The 14,666-nt window shown below is 60.7% G+C and carries 11 protein-coding genes, 4 pseudogenes and 1 other annotated feature; of the genes and pseudogenes, 6 read left to right on the forward strand and 9 right to left on the reverse strand.

Translation table 11 applies throughout. The annotated features are described in order from the left end of the window. Positions 1-223: 223 nt before the first annotated feature. Genes QM467_RS16605 through QM467_RS16615 form a run of 3 tightly spaced genes read right to left on the reverse strand, consistent with a single transcriptional unit; the run spans position 224 to position 3,160 of the window. Positions 224-1,915, reverse strand: a complete 1,692-nt coding sequence (locus tag QM467_RS16605; RefSeq protein ID WP_283367454.1) for a recombinase family protein — start codon at positions 1,913-1,915, stop codon at positions 224-226. Beyond that, the gene (locus QM467_RS16610; protein WP_283367455.1) at positions 1,905-2,489 is read right to left on the reverse strand and encodes a DUF2924 domain-containing protein; all 585 of its coding nucleotides are present in this window, start codon (positions 2,487-2,489) and stop codon (positions 1,905-1,907) included. Before QM467_RS16610 ends, QM467_RS16605 begins: the two co-directional genes overlap by 11 nt. Beyond that, positions 2,489-3,160: a DUF3489 domain-containing protein gene (locus QM467_RS16615; protein ID WP_283367456.1), complete on the reverse strand. Its 672-nt coding sequence runs from the start codon at positions 3,158-3,160 to the stop codon at positions 2,489-2,491. The genes QM467_RS16610 and QM467_RS16615 overlap by 1 nt, the downstream gene beginning before the upstream one ends. Before the next feature lie 346 nt (positions 3,161-3,506). On the opposite strand from QM467_RS16615, the pseudogene QM467_RS16620 reads away from it, so the two are divergent. Both QM467_RS16620 and QM467_RS16625 read left to right on the forward strand, forming a co-directional pair. Further along, positions 3,507-4,219: pseudogene (locus tag QM467_RS16620) on the forward strand (IS5 family transposase). 67 nt (positions 4,220-4,286) lie between these two features. Next, positions 4,287-5,221: pseudogene (locus QM467_RS16625) on the forward strand (IS3 family transposase); the annotation flags it as partial. After that, positions 4,571-4,687, forward strand: a sequence feature (AL1L pseudoknot). (Overlaps the previous pseudogene by 117 nt.) A 40-nt stretch (positions 5,222-5,261) precedes the next feature. On the opposite strand, the pseudogene QM467_RS16630 reads toward QM467_RS16625, so the two are convergent. Then, positions 5,262-6,635 (reverse strand): annotated as a pseudogene (locus QM467_RS16630) (IS30 family transposase). Between the two features lie 46 nt (positions 6,636-6,681). Here QM467_RS16630 and QM467_RS16635 point away from each other — a divergent pair. Then, a pseudogene (locus tag QM467_RS16635) lies at positions 6,682-6,981 on the forward strand (integrase core domain-containing protein); the annotation flags it as partial. 43 nt (positions 6,982-7,024) lie between these two features. On the opposite strand, the gene QM467_RS16640 reads toward QM467_RS16635, so the two are convergent. Beyond that, the gene (locus tag QM467_RS16640) at positions 7,025-8,137 is read right to left on the reverse strand and encodes an AI-2E family transporter (protein WP_283367457.1); all 1,113 of its coding nucleotides are present in this window, start codon (positions 8,135-8,137) and stop codon (positions 7,025-7,027) included. A 377-nt stretch (positions 8,138-8,514) separates the two neighbouring features. On the opposite strand from QM467_RS16640, the gene QM467_RS16645 reads away from it, so the two are divergent. Next, positions 8,515-8,793, forward strand: a complete 279-nt coding sequence (locus tag QM467_RS16645; RefSeq protein ID WP_283367458.1) for a hypothetical protein — start codon at positions 8,515-8,517, stop codon at positions 8,791-8,793. A gap of 126 nt (positions 8,794-8,919) precedes the next feature. Here the strand turns inward: QM467_RS16645 and QM467_RS16650 are convergent, their stop codons facing one another. The 4 genes from QM467_RS16650 to QM467_RS16665 form a co-directional block, all read right to left on the reverse strand. Continuing rightward, a complete protein-coding gene (locus QM467_RS16650; RefSeq protein ID WP_283367468.1) occupies positions 8,920-9,579 on the reverse strand; it encodes a DUF3141 domain-containing protein in 660 nt (219 codons plus the stop codon). Between the two features lie 549 nt (positions 9,580-10,128). Next, complete coding sequence (locus tag QM467_RS16655; RefSeq protein WP_283367459.1) at positions 10,129-10,620, reverse strand: DUF3455 domain-containing protein; 492 nt, start codon at positions 10,618-10,620, stop codon at positions 10,129-10,131. A gap of 200 nt (positions 10,621-10,820) precedes the next feature. Continuing rightward, the gene (locus QM467_RS16660) at positions 10,821-11,492 is read right to left on the reverse strand and encodes a DsbA family oxidoreductase (protein WP_283367460.1); all 672 of its coding nucleotides are present in this window, start codon (positions 11,490-11,492) and stop codon (positions 10,821-10,823) included. Between the two features lie 97 nt (positions 11,493-11,589). Continuing rightward, a complete protein-coding gene (locus tag QM467_RS16665; RefSeq protein WP_283367461.1) occupies positions 11,590-12,843 on the reverse strand; it encodes a trypsin-like peptidase domain-containing protein in 1,254 nt (417 codons plus the stop codon). A gap of 255 nt (positions 12,844-13,098) precedes the next feature. On the opposite strand from QM467_RS16665, the gene QM467_RS16670 reads away from it, so the two are divergent. Continuing rightward, positions 13,099-14,136 (forward strand): AraC family transcriptional regulator, encoded by a 1,038-nt coding sequence (locus tag QM467_RS16670; RefSeq protein ID WP_283367462.1) that lies wholly within the window; start codon positions 13,099-13,101, stop codon positions 14,134-14,136. A 282-nt stretch (positions 14,137-14,418) separates the two neighbouring features. Next, positions 14,419-14,580, forward strand: a complete 162-nt coding sequence (locus tag QM467_RS19940; RefSeq protein ID WP_446737793.1) for a (2Fe-2S)-binding protein — start codon at positions 14,419-14,421, stop codon at positions 14,578-14,580. Positions 14,581-14,666: the final 86 nt, after the last annotated feature.

The following is a 14,666-nucleotide window of genomic DNA, read 5'->3' on the forward strand; positions in this document are numbered from 1 at the left end:
GGGTTACACGCGGATTTGGCCGTCTCCGAGCGCCAATCCACTGAATTTGGGCTGCGGCCCGGCGGATTTGGCGGAAAGTCTCTGCCGGTCGAAATTCCGTTTCCCGGATTTTTTTTTGGATGGATGTTGCTATCCGCCATCAAGGTGGCGGACGTGGGCGGCGTCGGCAACCGACTGTAATGGCCTCCGCGCGGCCGATAAGAAACGATCGTTCGTAGTCTGGTTAACGGCCTCCGAGCCAGTCGGCCGCGGGTTGTTGAAGGCCAAGTACGCGCCACTGCTCGGACCAGAGCATCGGCAGATCGACAAGTCGCGACCGGTTGAAACCGCGCGGCAGACAACCTCCGATGGCGGACTTCGCGAGATCTGGGGAGAGGAAGGCCAGCGACAGGATCATCCGAATCGACCGTTCGCTCTTGTGTTCGCGGGCTGCGAGGCTGGCGATCGTAATGGTGGGGTCGGTAACGAGTTCGTCGAGCCAGCGATGCGCTTCCGAGAACGCGTTGACGAACACTTCGCGCGCTCTCGTTCGCATAGCGCGATTGGGTCGCGGTTCGCTCGGGTCAGAAGACTGAACGATTTCACGTTTCCGACGAGTCGATCCTGGCGTCCACGCCAAGACGATTTTTCGGCCTTGATCCTCTAAGGCGTCGACATCCGCCAGGACGATTTCGACCGTCCCGGCGCCGAGCGTGACGCTTTCGATCAGTCCTGCAATCTCGGCGTCAGACAGGGGACGCACATCTGGAACGGTCGCCGACCTCGCCGTTGCGGATGTGAGGTCGGCGCCGGCACAGCCTCGATCGAAAGCCTGCTGGCTTGGCTGTCCGGACATATGCTTTTTCACAGCGCCGGTCACGAACGCCTCGATCTGCGGCGCCGAAACCCTGACGATCGAACCCGCGTCCTGCGTTCGACCGGTCAGCGCCGCGCGCGAGACATAGTATCGCCAACGGCGCGATCCTTTGGCCGCAAAGCTCGCGCCCATTCGATTGCCCCGATCGTCGAACAGCTTGCCGGCGAGAAATGAAAGCTCGTCCTTCGCGGCTTCCCTTCGCAGTTGGGTCTGGAAGGCGAGCCTGGTTTGCGCCCTGTCCCAGACCTCCCGATCGACGATAGCGGAATGAAGCCCGTTATGAAGTTGGTCTTTATGCCGCAATTTGCCGATGTAAATCGGGTTCGACAGGATCGAATACAGGTGGCCTCGCGATAGGCGCTTCCCGCCCGTCGCTCGGCCAGTGCCCGTGACCCGGATCGGGGACGTTGCGCCCTCCGCGTCGAGCGCAGCCTTCAACCGCACGACGCTGCCGAGCTCCAGATAGCGGCGAAACAGCATCCGAACGAAATCGGCGTCCGCCTCGACAACTTGTAGAGCCCGGTTTACCACCCGGTAGCCGACCGGAAGCGCGCCGCCCATCCAGATGCCCTTCTTCTTCGAAGCCTCGACCTTGTCGCGAATGCGCTCGCCGGTGATCTCGCGCTCGAACTGGGCGAAGGAGAGCAGCATGTTGAGGGTCAACCTGCCCATGCTGGTCGTCGTGTTGAAGGACTGCGTGACCGAGATAAAGGACACGCAATGGGCGTCGAATAGCTCGACCAGTTTGGCAAAATCAGCCAGCGATCGGGTCAATCGGTCTACTTTGTAAACGACGATGACGTCGAAACGTCTGGCCCGAACGTCGTTGAGCAGGCGCTGTAACGCCGGGCGATCCATCGTCCCGCCCGAATAACCGCCATCATCGTAGTGTTCTCGAAGGAGCTTCCAGCCTTCATGGGCCTGGCTCTTGATGTAGGCTTCGGAGGCCTCCCGCTGATTGTCGAGCGAGTTGAAGTCCTGCTCCAAGCCGCTGTCGGTCGAGACGCGGGTGTAGATTGCACATCGCAACGCCTTTGCTGGTTTCGCGTCATTGCGCATCGGGGCTCCTCCCAACGCCGTCGGCCTGCGTTTTCCGCAATCCGAAGAACCGGTGGCCGTTCCAGTTGGCGCCGGTGATTGTCCTGGCGACCTTCGAAAGGCTCGAATAAGTCTCGCCGTTCCAGGCGAAGCCCTCGTCGAGAATCATCACACGGTGCAATTGCCCCCGCCATTCTCGAACGAGCAGGGCGCCGGGCCGAAGTGCGACGCCATCCTTCGACGCCGCGGACCGCGGAGCGAAGCGCGGCGCTGAAGATGGCTCCGCCTCGGAGGGCGATCCTCGGATTCTGCGCAACGTCGCTGGGTCGAGCCCGCCCAGGGTCGCGACCTGCAAGCGATACGCAAGCACTCGTGTGAGTAGCCACCTAGGGAGATGGGCGGGGAAAGTCCCGCCCAATTGATTACGCCATCGCAGGCGAAGCTGCGTGAAATCGAGTCGAGCCAGTTCGCCGATTTCGGCGGCAAGGGTCTCCTGCGCCTTGGACCCAACCGGCCGACCAGCAGGCGGCAAAGCCGCCGGCTTTGAAGCCGTCGACTGGGCGCTTTTCGCGACCGGTTTCGATCTCGCCGTCATTACGGCGCCTCGGCGATGGAATTTGCAGGCTCTGGCTCCGCTAAGGTCGGTCCTGTTTCGATCCGGTAGATCGAGCCGCGCACGCGGTCGGAACGATCCGACACGATTTTGTATCCGCGCTTTCGAAGGCCGGTGAGCGCAGCCCGTGTCGTATGGGGCAGCCACTTCGTTGCGGCGATCAGGTCGGCGACGTCAGCACCACGATCGCGCTCAAGCAGGGCGATTACGTCCGCGATCTTGCTTCCGGGGCGCGGCGCTCCCGAAAGCGGTTTCAACTTCGTTTCCGTTGGAGACGTATTGATTTCGAATTGCGGACACGTTGCTAGAGCCAGGCGCGTAGCGACCGCTGCTGGCGTGGCATTTTGTCGGTCGTCCGCAGGTTCGGATTGTCGCGAAGCCGCGTCTGCCGCCGCCTCTCCTGCTTTGACTGCTTTCGCTCCGGCCGCTGTCAACTTGAGCGCGCAGGACGCGCCAGTCGCATCGTCACGACGCCAGACAGGCGACGAAGGCTTCGCCTTCACCTCCCGGACATATCCGGATCCGAGCAACTTCTCGCCAGTCTTGCGAAGCTGAGCGCCTCGCATCTTCGTCGGCAGCAAAACGCACTTATCGTCGCGCATTGCAGCGGCGCTCAAAATTGCGCGTTGCGCATCGGTTAGCCTGGTGGACATGGCAGTTTCCTTTCGCGTCTCGGGGCCGGAACCTCTCCAGCCCGTCACTGACGCGAGCCCCGGATCGGATCGACCTTCGGGGCTAAGGGCAATCCGCGGCCTCTATATGCTCGCGGACGTCCGTACACATGCTTGCTTTGCAAGCGAAAGCCAGTCCTTTCTTGCTTTATCGCGCAATCGGTTCTCAACCTTGTCAAGGTTGGGGTCGAGGGTTCGAATCCCTTCAGTTTTTTAATGAAAGTCAATGCATTAGGGACTTTTGGGATTCAGGATTCCCATTTTTAGCTTGGCGTGATTCAAGCTTTGGATGAAACGCTTCGTATTGACGGACGCCCAATGGGCGAAGATGGAGCCGCATTGCCTCTGCAAGTCCAGTGATCCCGGCCGCAGCGGCAGAGACAACCGACTTTTCGTGGAGGCGGTGCTGTGGATCGCGCGCACAGGAAGTCCCTGGCGCGATCTACCGGCGCTTTTCGGGAAATGGAGCACCGCACACACGCGTTTTCGCGACTGGGTGAAGGCCGATGTCTGGCAGCGAATGTTCGACGCTGTCTCTGATGAGCCCGACATGGAATATGTCATGGTCGATGCGACGATCGTGAAGGTCCATCGCCACGGTCAGGGCGCAAAAGGGGGACTTCGATCCAGGCCATAGGCAAATCCAGAGGCGGCATGACCACAATAATTCTGGCGCTCACCGATGCGCTCGGTAATCTCGTGCGCTTTCGTCTGATGCCGGGGCAGCGTTTCGACGCCGTCGATGTGCCGCCGTTGATCGAAGGACTGTCTTTCGCGGCGCTGATCGCCGACAAGTCCTTCGACAGCAACGCCATCATCGCAGATCTCGACGAGCGCGGCGCCAAGGTCGTGATTTCCCAACATCCGCGCCGCAGCCAGCCGCGCAAAATCGATCTGGAGATGTATAAATGGCGGCATCTGATCGAAAATTTCTTCGGTAAGCTCAAAGAGTTCAAGCGCATCGCGATGCGAGCCGACAAGACAGATCAGAGCTTCTCCGCCATGATCCATCTCGCGGCCGCCGTGATAAGCTCACGGTGAATCCCAACAGACCCTAGTGAACCGCCCCGGATTTATCGGAGGCCCCAACTCCTGAGAGGATGGGGCTATGACAAGCAATACGACAAACAAGTTTTCTGCTGAGATTCGCGCCCGCGCGGTGCGAATGGTTTTCGATCACGAAGGCGAACATTCGTCGCGCTGGGCGGCGGTGTCGTCAATCGCGGCCAAGATTGGCTGTTCGGCGCATACGCTGCTTGAATGGGTGAAGCAGGCCGAGGTCGACACCGGCAAGCGCGCCGGCGTGCCGACGGAGGTCGCCGACCGGCTGAAGGCGCTGGCACGTGAGAACCGCGAGCTTCGGCAAGCCAATGAGATTTTGCGCAAAGCGCCGGCTTATTTTGCGATGGCGGAGCTCGACCGCCGGTCGAAGTCATGATCGCCTTCATTGACGATCACCGGCAAGCCTATGGGGTCGAAACCATCTGCAAGGTCTTGCCGATCGCCCCTTCCACCTATCACGCCTGTGTCGCCAATCGCGCCGATCCAGCGAGGCTGTCGGCCCGCGCGCAGCGGGATCTGGCGCTCAAAGTGGCGATCCGACGCGTGTTTGCCGAAAACTTCGAGGTCTATGGCGCGCGCAAAGTCTGGCGGCAGTTGCGGCGCGAAGGCGCTGACGTCGCGCGCGGCACGGTGGAGCGATTGATGCGCGGCATGAGTTTGCAGGGCGTGGTCCGCGGCAAGCCCGCGCGAACGACCATCAGCGACAAGGCGGCCCCATGCCCGCTTGACCGGGTCAACCGGCAATTCCGGGCGCCGGCGCCCAACAGGCTTTGGTTCTCCGACTTCGCCTACGTGGCCACCTGGCGGGGTTTCGTCTATGTCGCCTTCGTCATCGACGCCTACGCTCGCCGGATCGTCGGCTGGCGGGCGAGCCGGACGGCGCATGCGGGATTTGTGCTCGACGCCCTGGAACAGGCCCTGCATGATCGGCGGCCCGTCCATCGCGGCGGCCTCGTGCATCACAGCGACCGCGGCAGCCAAGGCGGATTCAACCGGTCGTCGCAACACCGATTGTTTTCACTTACGCCAACAACTCGTCAAGCGCCTCCGCCGGCGTTTTCCAACCTAACGTCTTTCTTGGCCTGGCGTTGAGAGCGGCTGCAACGGCCGCGATTTCGTCGGCGCTGTGGCTGCTCAAGTCGGTGCCTTTCGGGAAATACTGGCGCAGGAGGCCGTTGGTATTCTCGTTGGTTCCGCGCTGCCATGAGCTTTGCGGATCGCAGAAGTAAACCTGCACGCCCGCGTCAATCTTGAGACGATCGTGTTGAGCCATTTCGGCTCCCTGATCCCAGGTCAGCGAACGACGCAGTGCTTCGGGCAAGTTGATGATTGCGCGCGTGATCGCGTCGCGCACGGCCTCAGCTCCATGACCTGCAAGCGCAGGTCCGTTCTTCGCGCGTGGAGCTTGGCCGTGCCCCTCGAGGCGGGGAAGATGCAGGAGCATCGTAAAGCGCGTCGTGCGCTCGACCAGCGTGCCAATGGCCGAACTGCCGAGACCGAGGATGAGGTCACCCTCCCAGTGTCCCGGGACTGCTCGATCGGCGGCTTCGGCAGGGCGTTGACTGATCATGATCTCCGGCGAAACAAAGCCTTTGCCTCGCCTGCTTGCCCGCGCCCTCGGCGTCCGCAGCGCGCGACCTGTTCGTAGGCAAGCCGTTAGCTCGCGGCGCAGAGCCCCGCGCCCTTGAACGAATAGGGCCTGATAGATGGCCTCGTGGCTGATGCGCATCGTCTTATCGTCTGGGAAGTCGATCGCCAAACGTCGGGCAATCTGCTCCGGGCTCCAGGCCCTGGCCCATCGCCGATCTTTTCTTGGGCCATGCCGGCGACCTCTCCACAGGATGGCAGGACCAGGAACAGGAGCGCCATCTTGAGCTACGACGACGCCGGCAAGCCTCTCCTCAACATAAGTGCGTAAGGTCTTGTTGAGCGCAAGTTTAGTCGGCTTGGGTCGGCGGGCCGATCGATCCGCATGCCACTGGGCAGTCGTAGCCCGATATTCCAACCCGCCGCTGCGGGTGGCGGCGTTGCGCCGCAGCTCACGGGAGATTGTCGAGGCAGCGCGCCCGAGACGGCGCCCAATCTCTTGCATGGAATGCCCCTACGCCCGAAGAAGCGCGATCTCCTCGCGCTCCAGCAACGACAGATACCGCCCGGAGAGCGCCTTGGCTGAATATCTAAATTTTGCCGGTGGCATGCCGCCCGCCTTTCGGAACCATCTGGTTCCAATAGCTTGCGGCACTCCAGCGTTGAGCGCAGCATCCGCGCTGCTCAGCCCCTCGGTGATTGCTCGCCAGAATCTGTTCTGTTCATCCCGCCCAGCCGCAGGCGGCCGTCCTGGCGACGGTAATGGCGCGCGGCCTGATCGTGCCGAGCGCCGATTTCGAATACTCATCGCAACCTCCAACTTCAGAGTGTTGCGACGACCACTTGAATCCGCCCAATACGTCTCGATCAAATACACCGAGCGGTTGGCGGAAGCGGGCGTTGAGCCTTCGGTCGAAAGTGTGGGCGATTCCTACGACAATGTTCTCGCCGAAACGATCAATGGCCTTTACAAGGCCGAGGTCATCTACCGGCGCGGACCTTGGCGGAATTTTGAGGCCGTCGAGTTCGCGACGCTCGAATGGGTGGATTGGTTCAACAACCGCCGCCTCCTGGAGCCAATTGGCAACATTCCGCTGGCGGAAGTGGAGGAACGCTATTACGCGTCGTTGACGCCCTCCGCTATCGCGGCGTGATTTGACAAAAACGACCTCCGGCGAAGCCGGGGCGGTTCAGTTGTTATCGCTGTGTCGGAAGCGACGGCTGCGGCGGGTTGGAAACTCCAGAGTGTGCCCAGGCTGAAAATAAATCCCATGTAACAGCAAGAATAATAGGTCCAAGAAATAAGCCCGTGACGCCATATGAGATCATGCCTCCGATGACGCCGATGAGGATGACCAGGATCGGCGTCGAGAGGCCGCGGGTCATTACGAGCGGCTTGAGGAGATTGTCTATGACATTGACGGGAACCATGTAGAGCGTGAAGAGCAATGCGTGAAGGGTTTCCATCGACATCCACGCCCAAACGATGGCTGGCAGAATGACCAAAGACGGCCCGATCTGAACGATGCCCAGCAAGAGCGTCGCCGATGTCAGCAGAGTGGCGCCGGGAATGCCCGCGAGCGTAAATCCTATGCCCGCGAGAACCGCCTGCAACGCGGAAATGCCCAGGACGCCGCGCGAGACGGTCCGGATCGTGGCGCCGGTCATGCTCACGAATTTGTCGCCACGATCCGGCGAGAGCCGTCGAGCGAGCCTCCTGGTCGCCTCGACCATCGCAGGCGCCGGCGCGAACATAAACCCAGCGATGATAATGGCGACAAACAATCGGAGCGCGCCGGCCCCGGCGTCGGCGGCGACCTGAAGAAGGCCGGCGGCGGTCGATTTCAACTGGGGGGCGATCTTCGCAAAGGCCGCATCCAGATTCGCCGAGGCAAGCGTCCAGAATTGATATGCGGGCTCGCCTATCAAAGGCCAGGTCTGAAGCCGAGCCGGCGGAGGCGGCACCAAAAAACTCTTGGGATCGAACCATTCCGAAATGAGGCCGAGCGAGTCGATGATTGCCAGGATCAGCCACAACGCCGGTCCTATGACGATCGCCAGGCAAAAGCAGGTCAAAACGGCGGCCGCGATGCGCCGGCGTCCCCCAAGCGTCACGGCGAGCCAATCATACGCTGGATAGAGCGCAACCGTGAGGATCACGCTCCAGGCGCCGATTGTCAGAAAAGGCTGAATGAGGATGATCGACCAGTAAACGAGAGCGGCTATCGCGCAGAGTCGGATGATCAAGTCGAGCGATAAGGCCTGGGCGCCCCTCGCCTCGGTCATCTTTTGGTTGTCTTGTTCCGGCATGGCTGCCTCGTCCGATGAAGCAGATTAGCGTGGCCGGCGAATATATAATACTGTTACTCGGGATCGTTTCAAAAAAGACGCCTGAATCGCGGGGCGCGGGCTAAAGATTAAAAATCCGTCGCGGTTCCGCCGTTGCTGCCAAGGATTCGATCGAATCATGGGAGGGGGCGTTTTCGGGTGCGGGCGCCTTTCTGGGGCGCGATATCGGATGCTCTGGCGCTCGTCCGAGTCCGCCTCTCCGCAATCAAGTCATGATTTCCGCGACATCGTGCTCGATGCGGCTTGCTTTAAATCTTTACGAACTGGTCGTCGGGTGACAATGTTGCTTTCCGGCGCGAAAAACATCGCGAGTTTTTGTCGCCAGACCGGAGCCGAAGATGCAAGCCGCGACATTGCTGCGAAAACTCCGTTTGCAAGAAGCTCTCTCCGAAGCTGAACTCGAAGACTATCTCAAGAAATTGCGCTCAGACGGCTCGCTCCCGCCTGACGAAATTCCGAAACTGCTTGAGTTGATGACGCACAGGACCGAGCATCTATCAATCGAAGACATCAAGGCGGCGTCGAGCCTTGTCGGTGGGAATAGTCCCGCCACGGCAAGTGCGGCGGGAGTCGATGAATGCGCAATGCGGTCCATCGTTTCCAAACTGGCAAAGTGACCCCTCACACAGGCGGGCGCCGCAAGGGTGGGCAACCGCCGCCTTGATCGGGTCTTCCCTTCTCGCGACCGCGATCTGGCGTTGGCGGTCTTGTGCCGAACGATTGCGCCTCGCGTGGTCGCTTCATCAACTACGGCCCTCCAGGGCTTTGGCCTTGCTCGCTTTCGGACCCAGCAATTGCTCGACCTGCGCGAGCCGGCGCTGGCCTTCTTCGGGCGGCGCGCCGCGCGCGTCCGGCATCAATTGCAGCGCATCCAGCGCCTTGACCGCCTCCGGGCTTCCGGCAGGCGCGAGTTTGGGCAAGGCGGCGATCGCCCGCTCGGGATCGAGCGCGACGAGTTGCAACTGCTCCCTGAAAATGTCCTTGAAGTGCGATTCGCGGATGATCTTGAGCATGTTGAGGCCGCGTTCGTCGATCGATCCCTCCGGCAGCCGGACGTAGATCAACGCGCGCAAAAAGGCTTCTTCGAGGCCGCCTGCTTCGAAGCGATGTTCGAGTTTTTCGCGCAATTTCGCCGCCGCCGCTGCGCCGTTGAGGTCGCGCGCCGCGCGGCGGCTGTCCGCGCCCTGTTCGCCGCCGAGGCCGACCACCGCCTGAAGCCAGGGCGAAGCATAGGCGTTGAGGAAAAAGGCCTCGGTCATGGCGTTGCGCATGACGACGACGGAATTCAGCCATGTCGTCATCCAGGCCGAGTTGATGCGCTCCATCGCGACGAAGGGATTGTTTTCGGCGACCGGCTTGCGATGGGCGAGAACCGTTTCCGCCGCAGCGACCGCGGTCGAAATGGTCGGATTTGACCATTCCTAAGCGTTTCTTTCACGCGGTTGAGAGATATTTCCCAATAGTTACAGTGCCCATCTTTATCCAATTTGGCGCGCCACTTTCCAACCTATTAAAATCTTTGGCTTGGCTATTCGCCAAACAGGATAAAGCTGGGCACCGAGACCGCGCAGCCGAAAGCTTTGATGCTGAATCTTGTTGGAAAACAAGCTGATGGTCGCATCTCTTCGGAAGCCGCCATTACCCGAACAGGTAGTTTTGACCCTGAACCGCCGGCCGGCATGGGGCCACGAATGGCTGTACTCGTTGTCGAAGCGGGCCTGGCGTCGACGCGATGACGGACACGTACGACCCGAGGCGGAATTGCGCCAGCGAGCCCGATAAAACATCTTGAAAAAACGAACTGGCGCCGACGCCGACCGGCGAGCCGGCGGAAAACGAGCCAGTGGCGCTGAGACAATAGTTTGAAGGGGCGGGCGAAAGCCCGCCATCCTTCTAGAACCGGCGCCACGGCGCTGATAATTCCGACGCCAAACTCTTCACTTAATCGAAGGTCATTCCGCAAAAAATTGGTAAGTCGCCTTGTAGGGCGCCCGCAATTGCTGGCCAATGTGCTCGGCGTCGCAACCATCCTTGGACGCCACGCCTCCGCTGGTGGCGGTTCGCCGCACGAAAGCCACTTGCGACCAGGCGCCGCTACCCTCATGGCTTTTGGCCTTGAGCAACAGCCAGGGAATATCCTCGGCCTTGGGCGCATTTTCCTTGGCGATCACCTCGCCGACAACCTGGCTGCCGTCGATATTCTTCCAAGTTGGACCAGCGAAATGCGTTCCGACCACTTGGCCTTGGGCGTTGGCCAAGCTTGCCTCAGGGCTCTTGAATATCCAGGCGGGCCCCTGTTCTCTCGCCTCGCAACTGTATACCTGGACGCCGCCGGCATAGACCTCCTGAATGAGATGGGCGCTTGCGGGCGGCGAGGTGTCGGCCAAGGCGCCGGCGGAGAAAAGGAGAGCAGCCGGTGCAACAAGAATGATTTGATAAATCATGAGACGGCCCTTTCGAGATCGGGCGCTGTCGGCCTTCGATTGCTGCAATTCAGAGAGCCGGCACGCTGCGAGCAAAACGTTCTAATCGAGACAAGAGGATAGGGACGATCGGCGCCAAAATCGCGACAGCCGGCGGCCTCTGCGGAAAAAACGATGCGGAGGCAATGGCATCCGTTGGGGACATGGGCTCGCCTCGGCCGTCATGCGACGGGGACGGAAACCGCCATTCGGTTTTCGGCGATGGCGGCGCACATCATGTCGTAGAGGATTTTGGGGCCTTGCGCGCCAGAGATCGCGGCCTGGTCTTTGACCTCGTAGAGCGGCACTCCGGAGCCCAGGCGCCGCCAGACGTCATCGCCCGGCGCATAGGGCCTCGCCGCCCACGATCGCGCGCCAAGGGCATCGAGTCCGCTCGCCTCGGCCAGGGTTATCAGGGTCTCGAAATCGCCAATATCGCGGCCCTCGTTGAAGTAGGCGGCGAACAGACGCTCCAGCAGGGCATCCCGCTGTGATCGGTTGCCAAACACACCGGCGAAGTCCAGGAGGCGGTGGGCCATCGCCGTGTTGGGGAAGAGCTTGATGCGTGCAAAGTCGATCGCGACGCCAGCGCGCGCCGCCGCCGCCTGCACCTGGGACTGCCGTGCGCGCACCGCCGCCGGAGAGCCGAGGCGAGCCGCATAGAAGGCTTGGAAGTCGAGGCCTTCCTGAGGCGTCTCGGGCAACAGCTGCACGGACCGCCAAGCGACGTGGACATTCGTGTCCGGATGGGTTTCGGCCAGACGCGCCAGTGCGACGTCGAGGTTGCGCTTGCCGATATAGCACCAGGGGCAGATCAAATCGAAATGGACCGAGACGGTCAGTTCGGGTTTCATAATAGCGCCTCCGAGGTGGTCTGGGGAATGGCGCCCACGCCGAGACGCTCGATGATCTCGAATTGCTCGATCGCGATGAGATCGCCGCCGCCGGCGCTCATAGCGACCGCTGGGGATTCAAGAGCTCGCGGCCATGCTTGATCGGCACGGCGTTGGTGACGCAGGTCGAGCCCTCGCAGGTTCGATAGGTGAACAATCCGATCACCTTGCCATTGGCGTCGAATACCGGCCCCCCGCTGTTGCCGGCGCCGGTGGTGTTTATGCCAAGCTGAAAGGCGTCGCCCAACGTGCCGGAGACGGTCGCGGTTCCGATCTTGGTCGGCGCCGCGCCAAGCCTTGACACAATGCCCTCATTGATGGTCGGCTCGGGAATTACCTCGCGGCGCTCTTTAGTCCGACCGGCTTCGTTCGAACTCAGTTTCATTACGGTGACCATCGAGACACCTGGATAGCCGAGCACGGTGACGCGTTCGCCAGCCTTGACCGCATCATCGGCCGCGAGATCGACCGGGGTAAGCGGCTGGGGGCTTTCGACCTTGACCAGAGCGGCGTCCGCCTGGGTCGACTGCCGGACATTGACGGCGTTGATGCTGACCGCGCTGCCCGGAAACCGGACTTCGAGCAATTCATTCCTGCCGAACAATGTGGCATTGTTGGAGGGAGTGGCCATGGCCACGCTGTGGAGGCTGCCCTCGTCGAGGATGTCGCCCCGGGCGTTGAACAATACGACGGGATCTTCCGCCGGAATCCAGTCGGTCATGCTGTTGCGAAGATTTTGCAGCGGCGCGACCTCGATCGACACGACTTTTGCCGCGTTCTTTTTCCTGGAAAGCGTGACCAGATAGGCGTCCTTGACGCCATAATGGCCGAGATATTCCTCGGGCTCGGCGCTCACCATCCATCCGGCGGCGACATGCTTGTTGGTCAGGATGAAGCCTTTGTCGTCGACGACAAAACCGCTGCCAGCGCCGGTGACCTTCACTTCGTAATTGCGGCGTTCATCATCCTCGGTGGTGAACCAAGGATAGATCTTGCCGTCGATCTCTAGATAGGCCGGCAGAGTGCGATGGCCCTGGGTGACGGCTTTTTGGAATACCGGGCGACCGGTCTTCTTGTCGAGCAGACGCCAGCTAAATTTGATCCACACCGTCGAATTGCCGTATTTGCCGATGACGCCGTCGGGCGCCAGCGCAGCGGAATGCTGGCGCTGCCAGTAGATCCCGCCGCCAGCCATCGCGAAAGCCGCCAGCGCGGCGGCGACGCATCGCCCGATCCGGCTGGGCTTTTTGTGCGGCGCCGGAACCATCCCGGTCACCTCATTGACGGTCCGATAAGGGGTTTGCACAGCCATAACCTCTCCCGCAGGGCCGAACAATATTCCGGCAACTCGTCGCGGCTGCCGGAATGAGCGAGGCGATCACCCGCCGATCCATTTTCGTTTTTTGAGATTGGTCGGATCGGTTCGAATCGCTTTCAATCCGAAGTCCCTGATCGAGCACCCTCGATCCACGGACCAAACCGTAGTTGGATTTTCGCTCCCGCTGTTGACCGGCGAGGACACGAATGGTAACTTTTTGGGACATTCGCGACTTGGCTCGGTACTGGCATGCCTCGGCTCGTTCGCAGCGCGGCTCTCAGCGATTACGTTGAACTGTCGCGGTCCCTCCACCTCGATCCCTACGCGATGGTCTCGGCCTGCGGCCTTCCTCCTGCCTGTCTTTATGATCCCGAGATCAAGGTGCCGGTCCATGCGGTGATCAGACTGCTGGAAGAATCCGCCTCCCGATCGGGCGCGCCAGACTTCGGCTTGAGACTGGCCGAGAACCGTACCTTCGCGAACCTCGGCGCGTTATCGCTGCTTGTCCGCGAACAGCCGACAATCCGGAAGGCGCTTGACGCGCTCGCTGGCTACATGTCCTTGCACAGCGAGGCCCTACACGTCAGGACTACTGAGCAAGACGAACTGGTGGTTGTCGAATTGATTATCGACACAGACCGCCCTGTACCCATGCGTCAGGCGGTCGAGCTTGCGCTCGGCTTCCTGCATCGCAGCTTTCAACGGCTGTTTCGCGAACGCTGGCGTCCGGAAGCGGTCTGTTTTGCCCTTGCGGCCCCAAAGCGCACCGACGCCCATCGGCGCTTTTTCGGAACAGACGTTCGATTCAACGAAGACTTCAACGGCATCGTCTGCCGGAAAAGCGACCTCGAAGTCGCCGTTCCCGCAGTGGACGCTGCCATGGCGAAGCAGGTCAAACAATATCTCGACACGCTTGCATCGCACCGAAGCTCGAGCGTGAGCGACAATGTGCGTGAATGCATCTACTTGATGCTTCCGTCTGGCATCTGCTCAGCGGAAAAAGTTGCGGACCGAATGGGGATTGACCGCCGGACCCTCCACCGACACTTAGCGCGCGAAGGACTGACTTTCTCATCAATTATCGATTCCGTACGAGCGGAACTTGCCGCCCGCTATGTGGGCAATCGCGATCGCAGCCTGGCGTCGATTGCGGATCTTCTAGGGTTCTCCGCGCGAAGCGCATTTTCGCGGTGGTTTCGACAGCAGTTCGGTTGCAGCGTTTCAGAATGGAGGACTGCGGAACTGCCCGCGACAAAGCGGACAACGTCCACATTAAGCTCAGAATAACCGCTAAACCGGCGGACTGTCCCCAAATGTTACCGTCGCAGTCTCGACAGGTTAAACCTGAAGATCGAGCCATCTCTACGATCCCGATAATAGGTGGACAACGACTTATTTCGATGAGCCAGCCCGGCAATCCAAGCCTGTCGCGCACAAGCTTCCTCACTGCAGGGGGCAGTTAGCTGTATGTCGCTTGTGCCGATGCTCATCTGTCGGATCGCATTAGGAGAGATTGGGATGATCGTTTGCTCATGCAACGTGTTCAGCGACGCGGAAGTCAAGTCCGCCATGGCGAGGAACGATGAGCCGCCTCGTATAAGCCAAGTTTACACGTCGCTCGGGTGCAAAGCAAAATGCGGGCGGTGCGTTCATACGGTCAAGGCGATCCTGGATAATTGCTTTCGGAAACCGGCTGAAAAAATCAAACACCGTGAACAGTTCGCGGCTTGAGATGCAATTAACTCCTTTAACGTCACGCTGAGCCGCTCGAGATTTTTCGGAAGCCCCGGCTCCCGGAGCTATCATCAGCAATAGGA

The sequence above is a fragment of the Rhodoblastus sp. 17X3 genome, assembly GCF_030056575.1.
GTDB lineage: Bacteria > Pseudomonadota > Alphaproteobacteria > Rhizobiales > Beijerinckiaceae > Rhodoblastus.